The organism is Rhodococcus sp. T9N, from assembly GCF_024436645.1.
Classification (GTDB): Bacteria; Actinomycetota; Actinomycetes; order Mycobacteriales; family Mycobacteriaceae; genus Rhodococcus_F; species Rhodococcus_F qingshengii.
In genome coordinates this window covers 75,466-98,440 of record NZ_JAMSKS010000014.1, presented here as the reverse complement: position 1 = coordinate 98,440, position 22,975 = coordinate 75,466, and the positions used below count along the sequence as shown (strand labels likewise).

25 protein-coding genes are annotated in these 22,975 nt (G+C 62.4%); 10 read left to right on the top strand and 15 right to left on the bottom strand.

From position 1 onward, the window contains the following. The first annotated feature begins 8 nt into the window (after positions 1-8). Positions 9-479 (top strand): hypothetical protein, encoded by a 471-nt coding sequence (locus tag M1L53_RS21945; RefSeq protein WP_007736008.1) that lies wholly within the window; start codon positions 9-11, stop codon positions 477-479. A 37-nt stretch (positions 480-516) separates the two neighbouring features. Beyond that, positions 517-1,062 carry a ferritin gene (locus M1L53_RS21940; protein ID WP_003944176.1) on the top strand — a complete coding sequence of 182 codons (546 nt, stop codon included), beginning with the start codon at positions 517-519 and terminating at the stop codon, positions 1,060-1,062. Positions 1,063-1,073: 11 nt separating this feature from the next. On the opposite strand, the gene M1L53_RS21935 is transcribed toward M1L53_RS21940, so the two are convergent. Then, a complete protein-coding gene (locus M1L53_RS21935; RefSeq protein ID WP_042920585.1) occupies positions 1,074-2,015 on the bottom strand; it encodes a cytochrome c oxidase assembly protein in 942 nt (313 codons plus the stop codon). Positions 2,016-2,141: 126 nt separating this feature from the next. Between M1L53_RS21935 and M1L53_RS21930 the strand changes: the two genes are divergently transcribed. Further along, the gene (locus M1L53_RS21930; protein ID WP_054188666.1) at positions 2,142-2,786 is read left to right on the top strand and encodes a thioredoxin domain-containing protein; all 645 of its coding nucleotides are present in this window, start codon (positions 2,142-2,144) and stop codon (positions 2,784-2,786) included. Here M1L53_RS21930 and M1L53_RS21925 read toward each other — a convergent pair whose 3' ends face one another. From M1L53_RS21925 to M1L53_RS21915, 3 genes are read right to left on the bottom strand one after another with little or no spacing between them, the layout of a single operon-like run. Beyond that, complete coding sequence (locus M1L53_RS21925) at positions 2,787-3,734, bottom strand: M56 family metallopeptidase (RefSeq protein WP_003944128.1); 948 nt, start codon at positions 3,732-3,734, stop codon at positions 2,787-2,789. Next, positions 3,731-4,090 (bottom strand): BlaI/MecI/CopY family transcriptional regulator, encoded by a 360-nt coding sequence (locus M1L53_RS21920; RefSeq protein WP_030535838.1) that lies wholly within the window; start codon positions 4,088-4,090, stop codon positions 3,731-3,733. The genes M1L53_RS21925 and M1L53_RS21920 overlap by 4 nt, the downstream gene beginning before the upstream one ends. Before the next feature lie 28 nt (positions 4,091-4,118). Then, positions 4,119-4,748: a M23 family metallopeptidase gene (locus M1L53_RS21915; protein WP_054188667.1), complete on the bottom strand. Its 630-nt coding sequence runs from the start codon at positions 4,746-4,748 to the stop codon at positions 4,119-4,121. Between the two features lie 179 nt (positions 4,749-4,927). On the opposite strand from M1L53_RS21915, the gene M1L53_RS21910 reads away from it, so the two are divergent. After that, positions 4,928-5,854: a cation diffusion facilitator family transporter gene (locus M1L53_RS21910; RefSeq protein ID WP_007735998.1), complete on the top strand. Its 927-nt coding sequence runs from the start codon at positions 4,928-4,930 to the stop codon at positions 5,852-5,854. 154 nt (positions 5,855-6,008) lie between these two features. After that, positions 6,009-6,554: a ferritin gene (locus tag M1L53_RS21905; RefSeq protein WP_030535839.1), complete on the top strand. Its 546-nt coding sequence runs from the start codon at positions 6,009-6,011 to the stop codon at positions 6,552-6,554. Here M1L53_RS21905 and M1L53_RS21900 read toward each other — a convergent pair. From M1L53_RS21900 to M1L53_RS21885, 4 genes are read right to left on the bottom strand one after another with little or no spacing between them, the layout of a single operon-like run. Then, positions 6,551-7,369 (bottom strand): alpha/beta fold hydrolase, encoded by an 819-nt coding sequence (locus M1L53_RS21900; RefSeq protein WP_054188668.1) that lies wholly within the window; start codon positions 7,367-7,369, stop codon positions 6,551-6,553. The two genes, M1L53_RS21905 and M1L53_RS21900, sit on opposite strands and share 4 nt — an antisense overlap. A 53-nt stretch (positions 7,370-7,422) precedes the next feature. Further along, positions 7,423-8,337, bottom strand: a complete 915-nt coding sequence (locus M1L53_RS21895; protein WP_003944127.1) for a DUF5926 family protein — start codon at positions 8,335-8,337, stop codon at positions 7,423-7,425. 11 nt (positions 8,338-8,348) lie between these two features. Next, complete coding sequence (locus M1L53_RS21890) at positions 8,349-9,113, bottom strand: glycerophosphodiester phosphodiesterase (RefSeq protein ID WP_042920594.1); 765 nt, start codon at positions 9,111-9,113, stop codon at positions 8,349-8,351. Beyond that, complete coding sequence (locus M1L53_RS21885) at positions 9,110-10,087, bottom strand: DUF4328 domain-containing protein (protein WP_054188669.1); 978 nt, start codon at positions 10,085-10,087, stop codon at positions 9,110-9,112. The genes M1L53_RS21890 and M1L53_RS21885 overlap by 4 nt, the downstream gene beginning before the upstream one ends. A 415-nt stretch (positions 10,088-10,502) precedes the next feature. On the opposite strand from M1L53_RS21885, the gene M1L53_RS21880 reads away from it, so the two are divergent. Together M1L53_RS21880 and M1L53_RS21875 are read left to right on the top strand one after the other, a co-directional pair. Continuing rightward, on the top strand, positions 10,503-12,278 hold the full coding sequence (locus M1L53_RS21880) for a hypothetical protein (protein WP_054188670.1): 1,776 nt from the start codon (positions 10,503-10,505) through the stop codon (positions 12,276-12,278). A 21-nt stretch (positions 12,279-12,299) separates the two neighbouring features. Beyond that, entirely contained in the window at positions 12,300-13,229 is a 930-nt protein-coding gene (locus M1L53_RS21875; protein ID WP_003944174.1) for an LLM class F420-dependent oxidoreductase, read from the top strand. Between the two features lie 15 nt (positions 13,230-13,244). Here the strand turns inward: M1L53_RS21875 and M1L53_RS21870 are convergent, their stop codons facing one another. The 3 genes from M1L53_RS21870 to M1L53_RS21860 form a co-directional block, all read right to left on the bottom strand. Continuing rightward, entirely contained in the window at positions 13,245-13,841 is a 597-nt protein-coding gene (locus M1L53_RS21870; protein ID WP_223304488.1) for a hypothetical protein, read from the bottom strand. Between the two features lie 111 nt (positions 13,842-13,952). Next, complete coding sequence (gene msrA / locus M1L53_RS21865; protein WP_020905733.1) at positions 13,953-14,666, bottom strand: peptide-methionine (S)-S-oxide reductase MsrA; 714 nt, start codon at positions 14,664-14,666, stop codon at positions 13,953-13,955. Then, positions 14,605-15,783 carry an acyltransferase gene (locus M1L53_RS21860; RefSeq protein ID WP_185744479.1) on the bottom strand — a complete coding sequence of 393 codons (1,179 nt, stop codon included), beginning with the start codon at positions 15,781-15,783 and terminating at the stop codon, positions 14,605-14,607. The genes msrA and M1L53_RS21860 overlap by 62 nt, the downstream gene beginning before the upstream one ends. A 260-nt stretch (positions 15,784-16,043) precedes the next feature. Between M1L53_RS21860 and M1L53_RS21855 the strand changes: the two genes are divergently transcribed. Further along, on the top strand, positions 16,044-16,667 hold the full coding sequence (locus M1L53_RS21855; RefSeq protein WP_003944189.1) for a superoxide dismutase: 624 nt from the start codon (positions 16,044-16,046) through the stop codon (positions 16,665-16,667). Here M1L53_RS21855 and M1L53_RS21850 read toward each other — a convergent pair. The 4 genes from M1L53_RS21850 to M1L53_RS21835 form a co-directional block, all read right to left on the bottom strand. Then, complete coding sequence (locus M1L53_RS21850; protein WP_054188672.1) at positions 16,664-18,013, bottom strand: hypothetical protein; 1,350 nt, start codon at positions 18,011-18,013, stop codon at positions 16,664-16,666. The two genes, M1L53_RS21855 and M1L53_RS21850, sit on opposite strands and share 4 nt — an antisense overlap. A gap of 43 nt (positions 18,014-18,056) precedes the next feature. Then, on the bottom strand, positions 18,057-19,205 hold the full coding sequence (locus M1L53_RS21845) for an AI-2E family transporter (protein WP_054188673.1): 1,149 nt from the start codon (positions 19,203-19,205) through the stop codon (positions 18,057-18,059). After that, positions 19,195-19,767: an HdeD family acid-resistance protein gene (locus M1L53_RS21840; protein ID WP_003944155.1), complete on the bottom strand. Its 573-nt coding sequence runs from the start codon at positions 19,765-19,767 to the stop codon at positions 19,195-19,197. Before M1L53_RS21840 ends, M1L53_RS21845 begins: the two co-directional genes overlap by 11 nt. A 156-nt stretch (positions 19,768-19,923) precedes the next feature. Continuing rightward, positions 19,924-21,273 (bottom strand): DUF1254 domain-containing protein, encoded by a 1,350-nt coding sequence (locus tag M1L53_RS21835; RefSeq protein WP_003944160.1) that lies wholly within the window; start codon positions 21,271-21,273, stop codon positions 19,924-19,926. 165 nt (positions 21,274-21,438) lie between these two features. Between M1L53_RS21835 and M1L53_RS21830 the strand changes: the two genes are divergently transcribed. Then, complete coding sequence (locus tag M1L53_RS21830; protein WP_003944138.1) at positions 21,439-21,966, top strand: hypothetical protein; 528 nt, start codon at positions 21,439-21,441, stop codon at positions 21,964-21,966. A gap of 294 nt (positions 21,967-22,260) precedes the next feature. Further along, a complete protein-coding gene (locus M1L53_RS21825; RefSeq protein ID WP_007735982.1) occupies positions 22,261-22,974 on the top strand; it encodes a TMEM165/GDT1 family protein in 714 nt (237 codons plus the stop codon). Position 22,975: the final 1 nt, after the last annotated feature.

The window sequence follows — 22,975 nt, the reverse complement described above, 5'->3', positions numbered from 1 at the left end:
GTGAAGGTATGAACACAACACACCGCCGATTCCGCACTCTCGCCGTCGTTGCCGCCGCCGTCGGAGCTGCTGCACTCGTGACGTCCTGCTCCGGAACCTTCGAGAAGTTCGACGACTCCAAGGCGTACAAGAAAACCGAAACCTTCTCTTTTGCACAAGCATCCAACGGAATCGACACACTGCCGAGTTGGGTTCCCGCCGGCGCGACGGGTATCGACGAGGTCATCCGCACCACCGGCAACGAACGCATCCTGCGAATGACTGCGAACATCGCGGAGATAGATCACAACAGCTGCATCGCACGACCCACCGTCGAAACTCGTCCCGCATCGTTGTCCGCACAGTGGTGGCCGACGGGGGTCGAGAAGGGCAGTTCTTTGCAGTGCGGCGATTGGTACGTCGGCGAAAAGGACTCGTTCGTCTACGGGTACCGACCGGAAACTGTGGGCTTCGTCATCGATCAGCTCGACAAGAAGTAGCTCCCTCTCAGCGGCGACGACCCAGTAACCTGTTGGGATGACACAGGCGAAGAACTCGAGCGAATTCACCACTCTGCTGCGTCAGCAGATCCGTAACGAGTTCACTGCATCGCAGCAGTACATCGCGGTAGCGGTGTACTTCGATGCACACGATCTTCCGCAGATGGCCGCGCGCTTCTACAGCCAGGCCACCGAGGAACGCGGTCACGCGATGATGATGATCCAGTACCTGCTCGACAACGACCTCGACGTGGACGTTCCGGGCATCGACGACGTCGTGACGAAGTTCGACAGTGTCCGGGCTCCGGTCGAGTTGGCACTCGAGCAGGAGAAGACGGTCACGGAGCAGATCACGCAGCTGGCACGCACCGCGCGCGATACCGGCGACTACCTGGGCGAGCAGTTCATGCAGTGGTTCCTCAAGGAACAGGTCGAGGAAGTGGCAAGCATGACAACACTTCTCACCATCGTCGACCGCGCCGGCGACAACCTGTTCCACCTCGAAACGTTTGTCGCACGCGAGATGAACACCCCGGCCGCTGCCGACGCAATGGCGCCGACGCCCGCCGGCGGCGGCGTCTGAGGGCCACCGGCCTACCGAGTCTCAGGCCGCTCGGCGGCGTTCAGTGATCTGAGGAAATTGTTGTACGCCTCAAGATCACTGTCGCCGTCGATCTCGGCGCGGCGGTCCAGGTCGGCATTCATCCGTTTGTCGTCGCGGTTCCAGCGCATCGCGAAGATCACGACCACCACCAGAGCGACGGGCTCTCCGTACGACCACGCGAGGGCGCCCGCCAGCTGCTGATCCTGCATCACGTCCACGCCCCACTCCGGAGGCGGATCCACGAACGTGGTCAGCAGCGGCTTTGTCGCCATCATGAGTACGACGCCGATGAACACGTGCAGCGGCATCTCCACGAACAGGTCGAAACACCGGCCGAGGTAGCTCTGTCGCACCGGCAGTGGGCCGGTGGCGAGCACCGGCATGATGAATAGCAGACCGCTGGCGAGAAAGAAGATCTCGAGAAAGACGTGTCCAGCCGGTAACGCCGAGACGGTGTCGAAGATCGGCGACAGGTAGATCCCGTAGTAGCTGAACAGAAATACCGGGATCGTGAACCCGGGGTGCAGCATCCACCGCGCCGGCGGGCTGCGCAATGCCGAGAGGGCAAGCGCGAGAATGCCTTTTCCTATTCCTCGGTGCGGCGTCGAACGTAGTAGCAGCAGTCCCGGCGAGCCCAGTACCCAGAGCGGCGGGATCGCCATCGAGAGCGTCAGGTGTTGGAACATCCAGACGCTGAAGAGTTCGTAGCCGTAGCTCTCGACCTTCAGTCCGGTCACCGCGATCAGCAGCAGGCACCCACCGAGGAAACACGCTGTCCGATGCCACGGCCACGGTCGCCCACTCGCGCGAACTCGCTGAGCGCCAGTCCAATACCAGAGTGCAAGAACAACTCCCAGGGCAGGAAGAAGCGGGAGGGATGAGGTATCCCACTCCAGCATCTGCCCGATCGACGGCGGCGGCGTGTCATTCACGAACGCTTCACCGGCGGGTCCTCCTTCGTCTCCATGCGGGTACCGTCGACTCTACACCTAACTACTATGTTGGATAGTATTTAGGAATTCGACGGAAGGTACAGGTGCACAGCAGTGTCCAGAAGCATGAAGATATCCGCCGCCCTGATCGCGGTGTTCGCGGTAGCACTGATCACGTTCATCACCGTCGATCCGATTCGGGCAGACAACGAGAACGCCGATCGGGCAGCACAATCCACCGCCGTCCTCACCGACGACGCGTACCGATTGACCTCGGCCGCCGACGGCAAGGTGAACCTGGTCGAGTTCCTCGACTTCGAATGCGAAGCCTGCCTCGCGCTGTACCCGACGATGGAGCGGATCAGAGCGGAGTACGAGGGTCGAATCACGTTCGGCATCAGATACTTTCCGATTCCGAGTCACACCAACAGCACTCTCGCGGCGCAGGTCGTCGAATCCGCATCTCGCCAGGGCAAATTCGTCGAGATGTACAAGCAAATGTACGAGACGCAGTCGCAATGGGGTGAATCCGCCGAATCACAGGAGGCGCTGTTCCGTTCCTACGCACAAGATCTCGGACTTGACATGGCCCGATTCGAATCCGACCTCGGCAGCCGCGGCGTCCGCGAGCGGGTCGAGCGCGACTTCGAAGAAGGCCGACGCCTCGGCGTCCAAGGTACTCCGACGCTGTTCCTCAACGACGTGAAGCTGGACCAGATGCCGAGCTACGAGCAGTTGAAAGCCCAGATCGATTCGGCCTTGGGAGAATGATCAGGTCAGAACAGCGCAGATCCCCGCGGAGACGGCCACCGTCACGGCTGCGGCAACGGCCGTCGTGACAGCGGCCGGCGCACAGGCCGCCACCGCGCAGGTCAGTCGCCGAGGCGACGCCACGTCGCCGTCGACCAGGGAACTCAATCGCACCGCGGTCGCGCTGCCGCGATCGCTCAAGCTCCAGTCCGGCTGAGGAAGCGGCGATTTCGACACCACGGCAAGGGCGGAACGCACCGCAGCCGGGCTGGTGACGCGAGCGGCGTGTCTGTCCGCCGACAGTTCGACGATCGCGCCGACGGCAGCGGGTGCCGCCGCGAACAACGGCACTCGCGGAAGAACAGCGGCCAAGACTTCGCACGCACCGACAATTCGGTGATGACCGCCGCTCAGGTGTGCACGCTCGTGCGCGAGGACAGCATCACGCTCGCCTCCACTGAGAGCGGATGACAAGCCTTGCGTCGCAACAACAAATCCAGGCTTTCCGGCGACGCTGTACGCCATAGGCAGCGGATGATCCAGCCACAACACGTCGGACTCCGAGTTGTCGCGGCGCGCGACGATCGAGAGAACATCACGATGGAAATCTCGGACCCTCGCGTGCTCACGTGCCTGCTTGCGGCCGGCCAGCACGATCCGAACGGCGATCACACCCACCACAGCAACGGCTGTGCCGGTGATCAGTTCACCCACCCATGAACTCGTGCCGTGCGCGAAGGCGCTGAAACACCGAGCGATACCGTCGACCAGCCCCTCGACCGGCGCGTGGCTCGGCCACACCAGAACCAAGACCGCGGAGAGAGCGAGATACAACGCCGACGCCATGCTGCCGAGCCACGCCGCGAGCAGCACCGCCGGTGACAACGCCGAGGAAACGGCTCGCAACACTCTCGGAACCAGGAATCCCACGAGCATCGCACCGAGAAACATCGGCAACGCCAATGTCATTGCACACCTTCCCCGGAAAGACCCCGGCGCAGGGCCTCGTTCTCGGCATCTGTCATGGTCTTGGCGAAGTGCAACAGCACGGCAGCGGAATCGGAACTGCTGTCCAACAATTCGCGCAGTGCTCTGGATGTGGCCTCTTCACGGCTGCGACTCGGCCGATAGAAGTAGGCGCGACTCTTCTTCTCACGACTCACCCAGCCCTTGTCGAAGAGATGCGTCACGACGGTCAGGATGGTGGTGTACGCAAGTTGTCGACGCTCACCCAGGGTCTCGACCAGATCCTTGACCGAGAGCGCGTCGTCGGACTGCCAGAGCACATCCATGACCTCGGCTTCGAGTCCGCCAAGCCCCTGCATTGCTCCTCCATCGCGTCGTGACAGAACTTCAGTCGCCCGTGGTCATCTCCCCGAACGACACGCCCCGGGAATTCAGGTACGCGAGCGGATCGGTCTTCTGTCCGTCAGGTTGCCACACCTCGTAGTGCAGGTGTGGTCCTGTCGATTGTCCACGATTGCCCACGGTCGCGATCAGCTCACCCGCCCGCACCTTCTGACCCGCAACCACGAGCGCCTCGTTGATGTGTCCGTAGACGCCGACGGTCCCGTCGTCCTGCTGGATGCGGACCCAGAGCCCGAATCCCGCGGCGGGACCGGATTCGAGCACAACACCGTCGGTCGCCGACACGATGGGCGTTCCGATCGCGTTCGCGATGTCGAGACCGTAGTGGGTGGTTCCCCACCGTGGACCGAAGTTGGACGTCATCGTCCCGCTGACGGGGGCCATCACCTGTGGCTTTTCGGCCTCGTACACCAGCGCCGCTCGCTCGGATTCGAGTTGTCGCGTCTTGCCGAGTTGTTCGGCTATTCCGGCAAGATCCGTCGACCGGACAAGGTCGAGGATCTCCGGCGCCGACACCGCAGATGCATCCTCGACTACGACCGACGGCGGCGACGCGTGCCCGATGGAACTGCCGGACGCGAGGATTGCACCCGTCGCCACGGAAACCGCGGCCATGCGCCCGCCGGGTCTGATCGGCTCGGATTTTCGATGTCTTCCCACTTCTCGGTCCTCGCGTCGATGACAAATGAAGGTCTACGCCGCCACCTTACAACTATGTTGCATAGTTTTTAAGACATGCACTATTGCGCATATATGCATATGTGTCTAGGCTGGCGTCGACGAAAGGACCTTCGATGTCACACGGACACGGGCACGGAATCTCCCCCGCCGAGGCTGCGACCAGCAACAGCGGCAAGCATGTCAACAAACTGTGGATCGCCGCCGGCCTCGGGTTGGTGACCTTCGTGCTGCAGGTGACGGTCGGCCTCTTCACCTCGTCACTGGCCCTGCTCTCGGACTCGGCGCACGTGTTCACAGACATCTTCGGCATCTTCATGGCGCTCGCCGCGATCCTCGTCGCACAGCGTGCCGCCCGGCGCCCCGACCGTACTTTCGGCATGTACCGCACGGAAGTGTTTGCGGCACTGGCCAATGCGATCCTGCTCTTCGCAGTCGCCGGGTGGGTGCTTTACGAGGCCGCCAGCCGCTTCACGGATCCGCCCGAGGTTCCCGGCCTTCCCGTCGCGACAGTCGCCGTCGTCGGTCTGGCGATGAACGTCATCGCCTTCCTCATGCTGCGCAGCGGCGCGAAGGAAAGCATCAACATCCGCGGCGCCTACCTCGAAGTCATGGCGGACATGGTCGGGTCCATCGGCGTCCTGGTCAGCGGCTTGGTCACGCTCGCGTTCGGTTGGCGCTACGCCGACCCCGTCATCGGCGTCGCGATCGGCCTCTTCGTCTTGCCACGTGCCTTCAACCTGGGCCGCCACGCCGTTCGCATCCTCCTCCAGCAGGCTCCCGACCGCATCGACGTCACCTCGATCATCGAGAAGATCAACGCTCTGCCGGGAGTCGTCGACGCGCACGATCTGCACGTCTGGACACTCACCTCGGGGATGGAAGTTGCTTCCGTTCACGTCACCGCGGTCAGTGACGCCGATCCCACAACGGTGCTCGCAGCAACCCGAACCTTGCTTGCCGAGGTATTCGAACTGGGGCACGCCACCGTACAGGTGGAACTACAGGGAAGCGACGGTAAATGCGCGGAACTCGCCTGGTGAAATGGACATTCCTAAATGAAACATTCGAATTCACCGGGCTCGATAACCTCACCGAATTCGAAGAAAAATTAGGCCTTCTTTAGTTTGGGAACGCTTACCACAATAAGGTCATACTGGGATGACAGGGCCTCTGACCTGCACTATCTTGGAATTCATGACTTCTGGGGAGACTCACATGACCAAATTCCACGCACTACTCCGAGACCAGATTCGCAACGAGTTCAACGCTTCGCATCAGTACATCGCGACAGCGGTTTACTTCGACAATGCGGATCTGCCACAGCTGGCAAAGCACTTCTACAAGCAGGCTGTGGAAGAGCGTAACCACGCCATGATGATCGTTCAGTATTTCCTCGATCGCGACATCAATGTCGAACTCACCGGCGTCGACGCCGCGAAGGCCGACTTCAAGGATGCCCGCGAGCCCATCGCTCTCGCGCTGACGCAGGAGAAGACGGTCACCGAGCAGATCGTCCAGCTCGCGAGCACTGCCCGCGAAGAAGGCGACTACCTCGGCGAGCAGTTCATGCAGTGGTTCCTCAAGGAGCAGGTCGAGGAAGTTGCAAGCATGACAACACTTCTCACCATCGCGGACCGCGCAGGCGCCAACCTGTTCGACCTCGAAGACTTCGTGTCCCGCGAGATGAGCACCGTCGGTGACACCACCGGTGCACCGAGCGCAGCCGGCGGAACCATCTAGCCTGCAGCACTCACGGATTTTGCCCTCGAGCCGAACGGTTCGCTTCCTGCCAGCAGGATCGAACTGATCAGCTCGGGGGCATCTGTCATCGGTACGTGCCCCAGGCCGGGCAGAACCATCAACTTTGCCTGCGGGAACGGCTTTTTCACGCGCTGCGCCTGATACACGGGCAGGATGAGATCGCGTCGACCCCACGCAACCGTCACCGGCACAGTGGGATCCACGATGGGCGGCAGCGCGAAGTCCATCTCGAGACCGAGATCGACGAGTTCGTTCGACACGAGCGAACGGCAGTCGGCCAACGCCGCTGCATAACCGACATGACTCGGATGAGCGAAGAACGCGGCGAGCGCCGGATAGCGAATCAGCTTGTACCGCAATGCGCGTGGCAATCCGTCACCCATGAGCTTGGCCGTGCCGCGCAGTGCACGGAACGTGTTGATCGCTCGCACCTGATCGAGGTGATTGACAAAGAACCCGGCCGGCGAAAGAGCTGTCGCCGACGCGACATCTCCGCGCGCTGCCAGCGAGAGGGCAATCCAGCCGCCGAGGGAGTTTCCCGCGACGTGGGCACGCTCCCCCGCCGGCGTCACTTCCTTGACGAACTCACTGACATCGTCGATCAGCTGTCCCATGACGTCCGGACCGAGTTCGGGCAGCAGCGACTCTCCGTGACCCGGCAGGTCGACGGTGACGACGCGGCGGTACGGCGTCAGCTGGTCCAAAAGCGAATCCCACGCCTGCCGTCGATGGACGATGCCATGGACGAGCACAAGCGTGGGACCACTACCGGAGATGTCATGCGACAAGGTCATGTCACCAACATTAACCGTAACTTCGCGTAACGCCTATAGTTCGGGCGAAAAAATCAGCGCAGCGTGACCTGACGACCACGAAGTCCGTCGCGCGAGCGAAGCTCGGCCGAGGTCAGCGGAGCATCGACGGCCAGAGCCTCGGCAAGACGCTCACCGAGCTCGACGGTTGCCGCTACCCACTCGTTTGCATGCTTTTCGCGGTCGAGATCGAAGACGGGAACCAACAGGCCGTGGGTGCGGAACGAGCCTGCGTAGCGCGAGCCCTCACCCAGATGCAGTCCACCGGTCGCGTGCACGCGCGCCAGCGCGAGCATCAGGTCGTCTTCGCTCTCGGGACGAACCCAACGCAGGTGCGCCTTCTCGCCGGCGTCGACCCACCACGCGGCAACGAGGCCGTCGCCTTCGAGGCGTGCAGAGGGCATGATCGCCGAGTTGGCGTGCTGCACGGTGGCGGCAACCTCGGGATCGGTTTCGACGCCCTCGGGGATCCACCAGTTGAAGTTCTGGTGCACGGTGATGTCGAGCAGGGCCGAGGGATCGACGACAGCGGTGACTGCGGGGGTCTCGGAATCGGGGTTCGCGGCAGAAAGCGCGTCGCCGGGGGCCGCGTCCTTGATCCAGTTCACCGAAGCGGCGAGGTCTGCGCCGAGGTCGGCCGAGTGCGCCTGAACCTGGACACCGACAAATCCAGTGGCCGTCTCGCCCTCGTCGCGGACGAGTGCGGCAACAGCGCCGGGGAGGACCGTTGCCAACGTGACGGGACGGTCGGAGCCGATGACCGGCAACGGAGCCGTGGCGGACGGAACGAATTCACGCAGCGCGACCAGATCGCACTCGGCGGCAAGGCCCTCGAACGGGCGGCTGACTACGCCGGCAGCGGCTTCACGCTCTGCTTGGCGTGCCGCCAGCTTCTCTGCGCGTGCGCTGCCCTGCTTCGGTCCACTGTTTCTTTTGCTCTTCTTGGCCACGAGGGCAAAATCTACACGCTGCCCAGCCATTGCTTCGTGCGCCCGGGATGGTTGGTGGCAACCCAACTGACCCCGAGCTCACGACACAGGTCCACATCCGCCTTGTCGTCGACGGTCCAGCAGTACGTCGCGCGACCCGCAGCGGCGGCCCGATCGACCAGATCGGGATGTTCGCGCAGCGCCTTGATCGACGGCCCGATCGCCGTAGCGCCCACAGCCGTCGACGCACCGCCGCCGAGGTACCGCGACGCGTCACCGAGCAGGACCGTCGGCAGCAGCGGCGCCGAACGACGCACTCGCCAGACCGCACTCGCCGAGAAAGACATGACGACAGCGCGCGAGTGATCGGCCGACGGCGGTGACGCGATCCCGAAGCGGTGCAGTTCCGCCAGGAGTTTGGCTTCGACCAATCCGCCGAACCTCACGGGGTGCTTGGTCTCGATGAACAGCTTCACCGGGCGCGCAAAATCCAGAGCGAGGGTGATGAGGTCGGAGAGAGTCAGCAGTTCGGCCGGTTCGCTCGTCGACCCGTAGTCCAGAGCGGTCAGCGAATCGAGCGTCATCTCGCTGACGATTCCCGTCCCGCTGGAGGTGCGGTCGACCTTGCGGTCGTGAACGCAGACCAGGTGTCCGTCGCGGGTGAGCCGGACGTCGCATTCGAGCCCGTCGGCACCCTCCTCGAGGGCCAGTTCGTAGGCGGCGAGGGTGTGCTCCGGCCGCGCAGCCGACGCACCTCGGTGCGCAACGACGAGTGGACCTCGACGATCTGGGCTCACAGGGCAGCGGTCTCCTTCTCTTCCAGCACCGTCTTCTCGTCCAGCACCGTCTTCTCTTCCAGCACCGAGCGCGGAACTGGCACCCACCGGGTTTCCGATTCCGGTTCACCGCGCCAGCTCTTGCGCTCGATCCGGCGGATCACGACGAGTGTCAACGCCGCGGTGACGGCAGCGATCAGTGCGATGAAAGCGTTCAGCAGAACCCCGTCGGCCATTGCCTGAATCCCCGGGCGTGATCGCCAGTACGCGTTGACCACCAGCAGCAGAGCGCTGAATGCCCAGAAGCCCCACCAGATCTTGACCAGCAGGGTTCCGCGCGGATCGCGGCGGACCAACTCGAAGAGATAAACGGCCGGCATCACCAGGTTGAGGATCGGCACAGCGCAGCCGACGACAACTTCCGACGCTGTGCGTGGATCGGATTCCCGGGCACCTGCGAAGTGTTCACGACGCCGACGAAGCAGCCAGCACACAGCGGCGATTGCCGCGAAGACCGAGATCAGCAGTCCACCCAACTGAGTGAAGTACACGGCGGCGTCGGAGACCGTGAGCAGCGGCTGCGGGATCAGCCTGGTGCGGTTGCGGACCAGGATCGCGTATCTGCCCAGTTCGGCGAACACCGCCAGTCCGTAGAGGATCGTTGCGAGCGTCAGCAACGGCCCGACTCGGTCGGCCATCCGGTCCGCTCGCGAGGGCGGCACCGGTGAGGTATCGACGACGTCCTGGAGTCCCCACTGCGGGACAGCGTCGTAGCGCGGAGTGGAGAAGCTACGACGCACTGGTGCGTCCCCCACGCCGCGGGGGTCGGACGGGGAGCGCGCGATCCAGCGGAAGCCACGGCGGTTGGGCGGTTGGTAGATCTCGGTGCGGGTGGGGATCAGCAGGACGCCGCTGCAGCGCGGGCACCACTGCGTCGGGCCGCCGACGACAGGCCAGCGTGCGGCGCACCGGGCGCAGACCTGAACGACACTCACAACTTCGATTCTGTCACGCCGTATCGGTAACGGCAGCAAATGGATTCACTCCCGATTTGTGATCGAACCTCCACCGCGTTCACCTGCATTGTTCGAATAATGTGACCTCCGCCACTTAAAAACTCGAGTTATCCACAGTTTCCACAGGTTCATCCACAGTTCTGGATGAATGAATCGGGCTTTATCCACAGGTCACGGGCAAGACCCTGAGAATTTGCTGACAGGTGTTAGCGAACGATGCACAGGCTCGAGGATGAATTTGACACCGCAGGTCAGTGAACTTTCGGGCGTCGACGTCATTTATCCCGGCAAAGTTCACAATCCATTCAGAAAATGCTCCCGAAAAGACAGAAAAGACCGGTATCCCCTTTTTATGAGAAGTCGGTTTTTGACACACCTGGAAGCATGACCGTCGATGACTTCTCCACAGCCCGAGCCAACTCTGACGTTCACCCCGAGACGGGTCACGCAGCTCGCGTTCGTGTTGATCGGATGTCAGCTCGTCATTCGCATCTGGGTTGCCGCGAGCAATTACTTCTACTGGGACGACCTCATCCTGATGGGCCGCGGAGGACGCTTCCCACTCTTCTCGAGCGAACTCCTGCTCTACGACCACGACGGTCACTTCATGCCCGCGGCCTTCTTCTTCACCGGGTTGATCGCCCGTTTCGCGCCGTACAACTGGGCGCTGTCGGCAACGCTGCTCGTCATCGGTCAGGCCGCCGCGTCGTTGGCGCTTCTGCGCACTCTTCGGTTGGTCCTCGGCCGGCGACCGGCACTGTTGATTCCGTTGATCCTGTATCTGTTCGTCCCGCTGACACTTCCGGCGTTCTCGTGGTGGGCAGCCGCGCTCAATGCATTGCCGCTCCAGATCGCGCTGGCCTGGGCATGCGGCGACGCGATCAAGCTGTACCGCACCGGGCAGGTGCGCTACGTGTTCTCGGGCACCGCGGTTTTTGTCATCTCCTTGCTGTTCTTCGAGAAAGCAGTGCTCGTTCCGTTCGTCGCACTCGCTTTTCTGGTGCTGTACTTGCGCACACAAGGTGAAGGAACGCCGATACGAAGTGCGGTCACGAAGTGCCGACGCCTGTGGACGGCCTGCGCCGCCGTGCTCGCGATCTGGATTCCGGTGTATCTGACAACTGTCGAATCTCCGATCACCGGATACGGCCGTTCGATGTCCACCGAACTGCTGCATCACGGAACGTCTTTGGGGATGCTTCCCACTCTTCTCGGCGGCCCCTGGCGCTGGGAGCGGTGGATCCCCAGCCCCGCCTGGGCCGATCCGCCGACGCTTTTGGTGGTCGCAGCCTGGGTCGCGCTGCTGACGACGGCCGTGATGACAGTGCGTGCCCGACGCGGCGCTGCCTGGATCTGGGCTGCCGCGGCGCTGTACTTCCTGGCCTCCGTGGTGGCGATGACCGCTACCCGATCCGACGCCGACACCACTTACGAGTTGGCGCAGACCTTGCGTTACTTCACGGATTCGGCGACGGTGTTCGCCCTCGCCGCCGCTCTTATTCTCGCTGCGCCTCGGCGACGTCCGGCCCGTTTGCCCGTCGCAGTCGCCGCCGGCCTGTCAGTGCTCTTCGTGATCAGTTCGCTCGTCTCGACCGTCACGTTCGTCGACATCTGGCGCGAGAACCCGACCCGCGACTACCTCGCGAACGCGCGAATGTCGTTGTCACAGAATCAGGATGCTCCACTGCTCGAGCAACCCGTCGCGATCGAAGTGCTCCTTCCCGTCGCCTTTCCGAACAATTTGGCAAGCAACGTTCTCGCGCCGCTGCCTGATCGCCCCGAATTCTCTTCCAGCACTCCGATTCTGCGCACCATCGACGACGGCGGTCAGATCGTCGATGCCGAAGTGACCTGGACGAGAAGGATTCCCGAAGGAACGGCGCCGAACTGCGGCACCCGTGCCGAAGGCCCGACCGAGCTCCCCCTCGACGGCCCCCTGGCCGGCTGGGAATGGACGGTTCAGCTCAATTACCTCGCCAGCGCCGACGGAACGATCGATGTTGCGTTGGAGTCCGGCGACGCAGTATCCGTACCCGTCACCCAAGGTTTGCACTCGGTGTTCGTGCGCCTGGTCGGCCACGGAAACAGCGTGAAGATCACGCCGACAACACCGGGACCGACCCTGTGTTTCGGCGCCGGACAAGTCGGTGCCGTCGTCCCGACCAAGTGAAATAGTGGCAGAGTGGAAGTCATGGAGCTGCGTATATTCACCGAACCCCAGCAGGGCGCTACCTACGAACAACTACTGACTGTTGCCCAGACCGCCGAAAAACTCGGCTACGGCGCATTTTTCCGCTCGGACCACTATCTCGCCATGAATTCCGACGGTCTTCCCGGACCCACCGACGCATGGATCACGCTCGCCGGAATCGCCCGCGAAACGTCCACCATCCGCCTCGGCACTCTGGTGACGTCGGCTACGTTCCGTCACGCCGGACCGCTGGCCATCTCGGTCGCACAGGTCGATCAGATGAGTGGTGGCCGCGTAGACCTCGGCATCGGTGCCGGCTGGTACGAGGAAGAGCACCAGGCGTACGGCATCCCGTTCCCGGCGCTCAAGGATCGCTTCGAACTGCTCGAGGAAACTCTCGACGTCGTGACCGGTCTGTGGCGTACGACGGTCGGCGACACGTTCGACTACGACGGTAAGCACGTGCAGATCAAGAACTCTCCCGCGCTTCCCAAACCGCACCAGGTCGACGGTCCGCCGATCCTGATCGGTGGCACGGGCAAGAAGAAGACTCCGGCGCTCGCCGCTCGGTTCGCAAACGAGTTCAACATCCCGTTCAAGTCCCTCGAGGAAACGAAGGACATCTTTGCGCGGGTTCGTCAGGCTTGCGTCGAGCACGAGCGCGATCCGAACGAATTGGTGTACTCCAACGCTCTCGTCCTGTGCTGCGGCCGCGACGAGGCGGAGATCAAGAAGCGCGCCGAGGCTATCGGACGCGACGTCGACGAGCTACGTGAGAACGGTCTGGCCGGAACACCTTCGGAGCTGGTCGACAAGATCGGCACTTTCGCCGACGCCGGTTCACAGCGCGTGTATCTGCAGACTCTCGATCTCGCCGATCTGGATCATCTCGAACTCGTCGCAAGCGAGGTCATGCCCCAACTGCAGTAAAGAATGGGCCGGGATCTACAGCGCGTTCGCGTCGAGGAACGCGCGTAGGTCTCGGTCCCACTGGGCCGAGCGGGAACGGTCGAGAAAGACGCGCACCAGCATGAAAGCGATGACCAGCAGCGACATCACGCTGAACCAGGTGAAAACCCCGGTCACCACGGCTGCGACGTCGGCAGCGCTCTGAGTGATCGGAGCTACGGTCTTGTCGCCCTGATCATTGACGTAGATGGGGACCTCGGTGCCGGCGGGCGTCGCCGAGTCGACAGTGACATCACCCGTATGAACCTGGCCGTTCCAGTTCCACTGCGCGCTGGCCATTTCGGTGGTCGGCGCAATGTAATCGGCTGTCGAGGCGGTGGTCTGCGTCGAATCTGCTGTCGTCGTCGCCGAAATACTGTGTAATTCGGCGGATTGTTTGGCGATCAGTGCGTTCTGGCTCGAAGCAGTCGCAGCCCCTGCCCATACCGCGAGAGGCAGCAGAAGAATCGCGAAAATGATCAGACCGAAGGACATGAACCCTTCGATCCGATCACTGCGGCGAACCATCGGATCGTGGCCTACATGAATGGTGCGTCGGAGCAGCGACGCAGTTCCTCGCGTACTACCTGACATTGTGAGCTCAGTTCTCTCGACGACACACTCTTACATCGAGATTCCCTTTGTTTCGATCTAGTTGCAAGTGTTAACGAGCTGAATCACATGTGTCCTCCAACACCTGTCCAGTTATTCGCTCGGCGGAAGGATGTCCGTCTGCGCCGGAACCTGATCCTGACGGAGCAATCCGACCGGGCAACTGACGCCCGTGGCATGCACCGGGCAGTAACCGCCGGGATTCTTCGCCAGATACTGCTGGTGGTAATCCTCCGCGTAGAAGAAGTCGCGCAGCGGACCGATTTCGGTGGTGATCGCTCCATATCCGGCTTCGGCAAGCCGTTCACCGAAAGCGACGGCCGACGCATGAGCGATTTCTTCCTGCTCCGCGGACGTCGTGAAGATCGCCGAACGGTACTGCGAGCCCTGGTCGTTACCCTGACGCATCCCCTGCGTCGGATCGTGGTTCTCCCAGAAGTGCGCCAGGATCTGCTCGTAGGAGATCACTGCGGGATCGAAGACCACCAGCACGACTTCGGTGTGACCCGTACGTCCGGAGCACGTCTCTTCGTACGTCGGGTTGGGCGTGAAGCCGCCCGCATAACCCGCAGCGGTCGTGTACACGCCGGGAAGCTGCCAGAACTCCTTCTCGGCGCCCCAGAAACAACCCATTCCTACGACGACGGTCTGCAGTTCGGCCGGAAACGGCGGCGTCAACGGATGCCCGTTGACGTAGTGCGCGGTCGGAACCGGCATTTTCTGCTCTCGGCCCGGGAGTGCGTCCTCAGGCGCGATCAGCGTGGATTTTGCGGACGCTCGTCCCAGAATGTCGTCGTACCAGCTCATGCTTCGATGCTACGCGCGAGCGACTGTTTCGCCACGCCGTGATCGCGCGGGCGCCGGGCAGCTCCACCCACCGGTAGCCGATTTCTGCTACCGCGGCCGTGGCCAGAAGGAAGAGCGCAAACGCCAGCGTCGGTCCGACGTACAAAACAGTGTTCTCGACGACGCGGTACAGGATCAGGGTGTGCACGAGATAGATGACGTAACTACGCGTCGAGAGCCACTTCACGACCGGCCAGCGCGTCGGGACGCCGTCGTAGCGGCCGATGAGAACTACCGCTGCGGCGACTACCGAAATGGTCCACAGATAGTGCTCACCGGCCCAGTAGACGCGGAACTGGGTCGCCACGATGATGACGTGCATCTGGACGAGGACGGCCGCGATCACCCAGCGGCCGGGAGCGAGCTTCGCCCACGCGAGGTACATGATCTGGCCGAGGAAGACGGCCGGCAGCGTCGCGGCGATCTTGGACAGCATCGGCACGGTGTACGGCAGAGGCGCGTAGACGTTGTAGAGCAGCACCAGCGAGCACAGCGCACCACCGGCGAGCGGCATGACGATCGGTCGCAGCCGCAGTATCGGGCGAGCCGCTACGCACGCGAGATAGAAGAGGAATTGGACGGTGAGTGTCCAGGTCACTCCCAGAACTGCCACCTCGGGCTTGAGAAAGAATCCGCCGAGAAAAAAGCTCATCAACGCTTCGGTATCGGAAATACCTTCCTGACCGCTGAACATTCCGTTGATTCCGAGGCGGACCAGAAGAATGGCAATCGCGGTCGCCACCCAGAATGCGGGCAGCAGTCGACTGAATCGGTTGGTCAAGAACTTTCCGGGGCCGTCGCGAATCGCGGATCGCGTCACCAGAGCGCCGGTAAGCATCATGAATACTGCGACGCCGACAAAAGAGAGGTGCTGGTTGAGTTCGGCAGGCTCGATCAAAACGCCGTAGACGACGTCGATCACCCACCAACCCGAGCCGAGATCGTCGATGACGTAGAAAGAGATGTGGGAGTAGATCACGGCGGCAACCGCCAGGGCTCGCAGCAGGTCAGCGCCCGGAAGATTCACCCGAGGCGCGGCCGCCTCTGGTGATTCCGGGAGGAAAACTGGTGCGGGCATCGCGCAAGTTTAAGGTTCCGTTCACCTTTACGACGAATTTGCGCATATTAGCTTACCCTTAGATCGGGGCAAGTTCGGTTTCCCAAACTTTATTCTTTGGTGATTACTACCTGAGCCGGACTGTTGCGGACGGTGTACGAATGTTATTGGGTGGAAACCCGAAGAATGATTTGCACATACGCGAGTGACGTCACGCCGTGACCGGTGATCGACGCACTCTAAAGCACCAGGGCTCACCAGCCCGCAAAGAAGGGACCCTCGTGTCTGTTTACACGCTGCCGGAACTCCCCTACGACTACGCAGCCCTCGAGCCGCACATCTCGGGCAAGATCATGGAGCTGCATCACGACAAGCACCACGCGGCTTACGTTGCCGGTGCCAACGCTGCACTCGAGAAGCTGGCCGAGGCTCGTGAGAACGACACCATCGCAGCGCAGGCCAACCTGCTCGAGAAGAACCTGGCGTTCCACCTCGGTGGCCACACCAACCACACCGTTTTCTGGAACAACCTCAGCGCTGACGGTGGCGACAAGCCCGAAGGTGAACTCGCCGCAGCGATCGACGACAACTTCGGTTCGTTCGATCTCTTCCGCGCTCACTTCTCCGCGAACGCCAACGCCATCCAGGGCTCCGGCTGGTCCATCCTCGCGTGGGACTCGATCGGACAGCGTCTGATCATCGTCCAGCTCTACGATCAGCAGGGCAACATCTCCATCGGCCTCACGCCGCTGCTGCTCCTCGACATGTGGGAGCACGCTTTCTACCTCGACTACCAGAACGTCAAGGGCGACTACGTCAAGGCATTCTGGAACATCGTCAACTGGAACGACGTTTCGGCTCGCTTCGACCGTGCACGTACCCAGACCGCAGGTCTGATCGTCTAGTCACGCTCTTCTTGCGAACGGCGGCGCCTCACCAGGGGCGCCGCCGTTCGTGTCAGCAGAGCACCACCGAGCAGGACCGTCGTGGCTCCGAAGACCAATGCCAGTGTGCGAGTTCCGGAGTCACCGCTGCTCGCGGTGGTCTGATTCACGGCCACCGGATCCGACAGCACCGAGGTCAGCTGAACCTGCTGCGGGGTGGTCATCGCGGGAATACCGGATTTTGCGCCGTCGAGGCCCGTGACCAGTGACTTGGCGATTCCTTGCAGCGTCGTGAATCCCTGGGTGATCTGATCGGTCACGTCACCGAGCATCTGCGGCGCCTGATCAGCGATGGGAATGAGGCCGTCGTTCAATTGTCCGGCAGCACTGCTCAGTTGATCGCTCGCGCCTTGCAGCTGCCCGACAGCGGTGCGGACTAGATCACCGAGCTCCGTATCGGGCCCGACCGAGCCACCCAACAGCGCCGGAACGGTGCCCAATTGCGCATTCAGCGCACCGAGATCCGAACTCACACCGGCCAGTTGCGCTGTCACGTCAGGCGGGATAGGAAGGCCGTTCAGCGCAGTCTGCAGCGTGTCGATTCGTGTCTTCAGTTCCGCGGTCGAGGACGACGCCTCCCCAAGCGTCAGGCCCAGTGAGTCCGCGCGCGTGGCCAGCTCTTCCGCCGACCCCGACGCCTGATCGACAACACCGGACACCTGATCCGCGACGCTCATCAGCTCCAACGCCCCGGACCGTGCGGTCTCGAGGTACGGCAGCAGAGTGCCTGCGCCTGCTTTCACCTGATCGATGGACTTTCCGGCCTCGTTGGTTCCGGCGACCAGAATCTGTGCGGTGGTGAGGTTTTGATCGATCGAGCGTCTGGCGGCCGACGTCTGAGCCAGCAGCCCCTTGATGCCGTCCGCGCCGACCTGCGCCGACACGGCCCGAGTCAACTCGGCCGACTTCTCCGAATCCGAGCCCTTCACCTCGAGGTCGACGCTCGCCTGCCGTGGATCCATGCCGAACATCGACGCGACGGTTTCGCTGAAGTCCTCCGGCACGGTCAGCGTCGCGAAGTAGCTCCCGCCGGGGTTGTCGACCACCTGGAAGTCGAAGTCTTCGTTCTTGCCCAACGTGTCCACCAGCGTGTCGCCGGCCCGAAGTTCCTTACCGTCGAGCGTGGTTCCCGCGTCGGCGTTCACGATCGCGACGGTGTTCGAGGTGTCGGCACCGCCCGCGAAGATCACGAACCCGATCCCCGCCACCGCAGCCGCGACGATCGCGGCCACACCACCGACTGCCAGCCGTCGACCGAGTCGTGACGGCCGGCGATGGGAGTTTTCTGTGGTGTTCTCGGCGCTCATGGGCGAGACGATAAAGCAACAACTTGTAGAAACACTGAGAGCCCTAGCCTGCGGGCGTGGCTGGCTTCTCAGACTCCTCTGGTTCCTCCTTCGACATGTCCCGAGGTCCACTGATCAGGATGTCGGCCCAGCGCGTGGCTGGGTCGATATCGAGCAGGACGGCCTTCACCAACAACGAGAGCGGGATCGCCAGCAGCGCTCCGAGCGCCCCGAGAACCCACGACCAGAAGACAAGTGAGAGGAACGTCATCGTCACCGACAGTCCGACGGCGTCGCCGACGAACTTGGGTTGGATGATGGACTGGATCACGAAGTTGATGACGGAGTAGACGACGATCACCCACAGCATCAGCCACGGCCCGCCCTGCAACAGTCCCAGGAGCGCCGGTGGAATCACGCCGATGACGAACCCGATGTTGGGGATGTAGTTGGTGATGAAGGACAGCAACGCCCACAGGACGGGCAGCTGAATGCCCATGAGCCACAGCGCGCCACCGTCGAGTACCGCCACGATGAGGCCGAAGACCGTCGAGACCACCAGGTATTTGCGAGTTCCGGCGGCAAAGGTGGAGAGCGCGTAGGAGATTTCTGGACGTTGCTCGGACAGCACATGCAACCGCGAGCGGATGCTCATCCCGTCGAAGGCCATGAACAACAACAACGCGAGAATGAACACCAGATCCGACAGGATGCCGAGCAGGCCCTCCAGCCCGCTTTCGAGGACACCCACAACCTTCGTGAGATCGACACTGCTGAGCGTGCTTTGGATCTGTTCGGTGCTCACTCCGAAGTCGGCCAACTTGTCGCGGCCCTCGTTGAGGAGGTTGGTCATCTCCTCGGAGTACTGCGGCAGGATCGTCGCCAACTGAGCCGTCGACACGATCAACGACGCCGCCAACCCGAGCAGAATCAGGTACACGGTGACCAGTGAGCCCAACATCCCGACCCACTTGGGCCACCCTCGGCGCTGTGACCAATCCTGAATGGGCTGAACGGCAATCGTCAGCACCAGGGCCAGGAATACCGGTCCGAGGATGCCGCCGAACACCTTCATTCCGCCGACGGCGACCACGGTGGCGGCAATACCGAGCAGGACGATCAAACCGCGCGGGATCGACCAGTTCTCGCTACCGGACAGCGTGGGGATCGGAGTGGGAGCCTCGACGGCCGGCTTTCCCTTCTTAGAGAACACCGGCTTCCTTTGCCCGGCTCCTGATCTGGAATGCTCCCACGATCATGAAGAGGCCGAACAGGATTGCGTACCAACCCAACAACCAGATGAGGCTGATGATGCCTTCGCCGGGCGCGATGAGAAGAATGATGCCGAAGATGACAGCAAGCACCGATGCGGCGAGCAACCATCCCCAACTGGATCCGGGCAGCGCCTTCATCTTGAAGGCGCCGACAATTCCGAAGATTCCGAACATGATGGCGTAGAAGGCAATTATGTACAGCAGCACCAGCGCAGTGATGCCCGGCCAGACCAGCGCGACGATGCCGGCTCCGACCGAGACGACGCCCGTGAACACCCACCAACCCCACGAGCTCAGATGCTCGCGGTCCCGGATGGCGCGAACTATCGTGATCAAACCGTCGGCGATGGAGTAGATACCGAACAGGAAAACCAAGGCCACCACGGTAATTCCCGGCCACACGAGCGCGATGATTCCGAAGATCACGCCGAAGATTCCGCGGATCAGGATCATCCACCAGATCTCTTTGCCGTACTGCACGAACGGATTCTGCGTGACCATCAGTAGCCTCCGAAACAAGCGGGTGTCTCTGACCGATTCAACAGCTCTTCAAACAGGGCAGTACCGACAGATCGTATGACTCTTGTGACCTTTCCGCCCATCGAAACGCGCGGCTGATACCGAGTTGTGCTCTTCGGGTACGAAGCGAGGGGACTTTCAGCCTGCTTCTCGAATACTTGCTTCTCGAATACCGGGCGCAGTCCACGATCCCGACAGCACTGCAGCCTTCGGCCAGTACAGGCGCAGAAAGACGTTGAAGTCGCCGGACGGAGCCGGCAGCCAGTTCCGCTCCTTCTCACCACCAGGGGATTCGTGCTGAAGATAGATGTCGAGGGAACCGTCGTCGGCAAACACCAGATCGCTTCGATCGCCAATCGCGTATCGGTCGATCGGGTTGTCCACGAAGAACTGCCGCTCGTTCATCATCGTGAGCGACCAGAAGCCCTCGACCGGTGGCAGCTCGTCCTTCTCGAAGTGCAGGACGTACTTCTTCGCCCCGGTCAGCGGCTTCCCGTCGACGTCCGTCGTGGCATGCGGGTACACGGCATCAGCGTCGAGATTGGCCCCGAAACCGAGCCAGACGATCAGAGCCCGCTGAGCGTAATGGGTTCCGTAGTGTCCCAAGCCGCGGTGCATCGTCCAGCCGTTCTTCGGACTGCCCTCGGCCTCTTCGGCGATCTCGCTCAGCACGTCCATACCGGTTCGCGCAGCTCTATCGAGGGCATCACGTACCTCCTGCGGACGCGACCTCCAGGGCAAGGAGGAGCCGATTCCTATGTCGGACAGTTGTTTCATCATCTCGGTGTCCTCCGGACGCGGAGGATTGTCGTCGAGAAGTGCGTCGAGTCTGGTGAAGAATGCCTCGCCGTCCATGGCGGCCACCTGGTCCACCGGCGGCGTCCGCGTGTCGACGGCAGGGTTCACCGGCATTTCACCAGGCGTGTAGTCCTGCGGGTCACCCGTCCACTCCGACAGAGGAGTGAGTCGCGTCCGGTCCTGCAGGCTGTGCACTTCTGCCAGGTCTGTTCCCCCCGACGTCGCGTAGCGGGCGACTATCCAGTTCATCGCCGTCGGAGACCGCAGCAGCGTCAAACCCTTGGGCACGTTGCCTTTCCAATTCGGCCCGGCCACCAGGTACGGTCCCCCGGTCCGCCCGACTGTCCGAGATCCCGGAACCGTGAACACGTCGCTCCACGCGTCGAGGATGGGGACCAGCCAGTACCGCGTGCCGAAGTCCGGCAGTGAGAGCACCTGCGGTTCCGTCGAGACGTCCAGCCACCCCGACGAGTAGAGAGTGTCCGCGTTGGGTGAGACGACATCGGTGAAGGTCGCATCCGGCGTCGTACGCGCGTATGCGAACTGGTTGAGCGGGGCTTTCATCGCCACCGGCGAAGGCACCGCCGTCATGACATCCCGCGATACCGCAGCAATCAACAGGGGATATCCGAAGATCCACGCCTGCGTTGCCAGGTCTTCCAGCCGAGAACGGTTCTTCGACAGAGTCATGTCTGCGCATACCACCGCCCTCACCAGCGCAAACCTGGCTGGCACTCTCCCTCTCTTGTGTGCCAGTACCGAATGGGTGCATATTTCGATTACCCAACGAGGTGTGCCGGACCGACGCATGCGCGTCTGCCCGAGATTTGCCCCAGCACCGAGGGAGGAACAGAAATGAACAGAAACGAAGCAATAGGCATTTCTCCGTTCCAAGCCGCTGGGTCTTTGCAGGGGTTCGTCATTTCCGGTCGTTGGCCGGACACCACCCAGGAGTGGGCGCAGCTTCTCGCATTGGCTGTCCGCGTGGCCTCGATGCCAGGTTTGTTGCCGACCACGACGGTCTTCGGGGTCCGTGAAGACGTTCCCGAAGATCCGCAGCCGGGCACCGTCGGTCTGGTGGTTGCCGAAGGTCCGGTACTCGGCGATTTCGCCTTGACACCCGGCCGTTTCTCCGACCATCAGCCACCGGCGCTGATCATGCTGCACCCACCGTCGGAAACCACGCCCAGCCTGCCGGAATGCGAGGGCAGCGCGTCGGGGTGCGTACTGCTGCCAGGCCTTCCCTATCTGGGTTTGGAGCATCGTGCGGCGTGGGTCGAGGCTGAGCCGGACGGCACAGTCGTCTCCATGATCAGTCGTGTCGGCATCGATCCGATCAGCGATCCCGACACCGCTGTTTTGGCCATGCTCCTCGCCTCGTGACGGCCCCGGTAAGCGATAAGTTCGGACTCCCAAACTTGCTGTGCGCTTTGCCAATTCGTTTCAGGCGCGCTAACGTGGGCAGCAACGAAGGGGAGTAGCCCCCAATCGCCCGTGTCGACATACTGGTTCGACGCGCTCCGCCTGGTGCGGATCGCGAAGCACCCGGCCTGGCGAACCGAAGGTCCTGTGGCCTCGGTGGGCGAGACCTTCGGCCGGACAAGCGCACCCACTGCGCCTGCCCAGGCCGGAGGCTCGCATTTTTCCTCCGACCTACACCGACCGGAGGAGTAAATCTTGCTTGCCGCAATACTTTTGAGTTTCGGCGTCATTTTTGTCGCAGAACTCGGTGACAAGTCGCAACTGATGGCAATGACGTTTGCCTTGCGCTATCGCTGGTGGGTCGTCCTCGGCGGAATCACCGTCGCCACCACCCTTGTTCACCTCGTCTCGGTCGCCGTCGGCCACTACCTGGGCGTCGCCCTCCCCACCGCGGCGATTTCCATCGTCGGCGGTATCGCTTTCCTGATCTTCGGCCTCTGGACCTTGCGCGGTGACGATCTCACCGACGACGAGCAGAACAAGGCCGGTCGCGTCACGCGATCCGCCTTCATCGCCGTCGCCTCGGCCTTCTTCCTGGCAGAACTCGGCGACAAGACCATGCTCGCCACCATCACCCTTGCCACCGACAACGACTGGATCGGCGTCTGGATCGGGTCGACGGTAGGCATGGTGGCGGCCGACGCTCTCGCCATCATCGTCGGCTCGGTGCTGGGCAAGCACCTTCCGGACGGATTCATCAAGATCGGCGCCGCGGTGCTGTTCTTCGTCTTCGGTATCTGGCTGCTGCTCGAGGGCATCTTCCCGGACTCGTCGGCCGGCATCATCGGCGGTGGCGTTGTCCTGGCCGTGTCCGTGCTGGGTGCACTGGCTCGGATGATCTGGAAGCGCTCCCGTGCGACCGACTCCGCTACGCACCTCGTCGACGACAATCGGACGCCGATCGACTGAC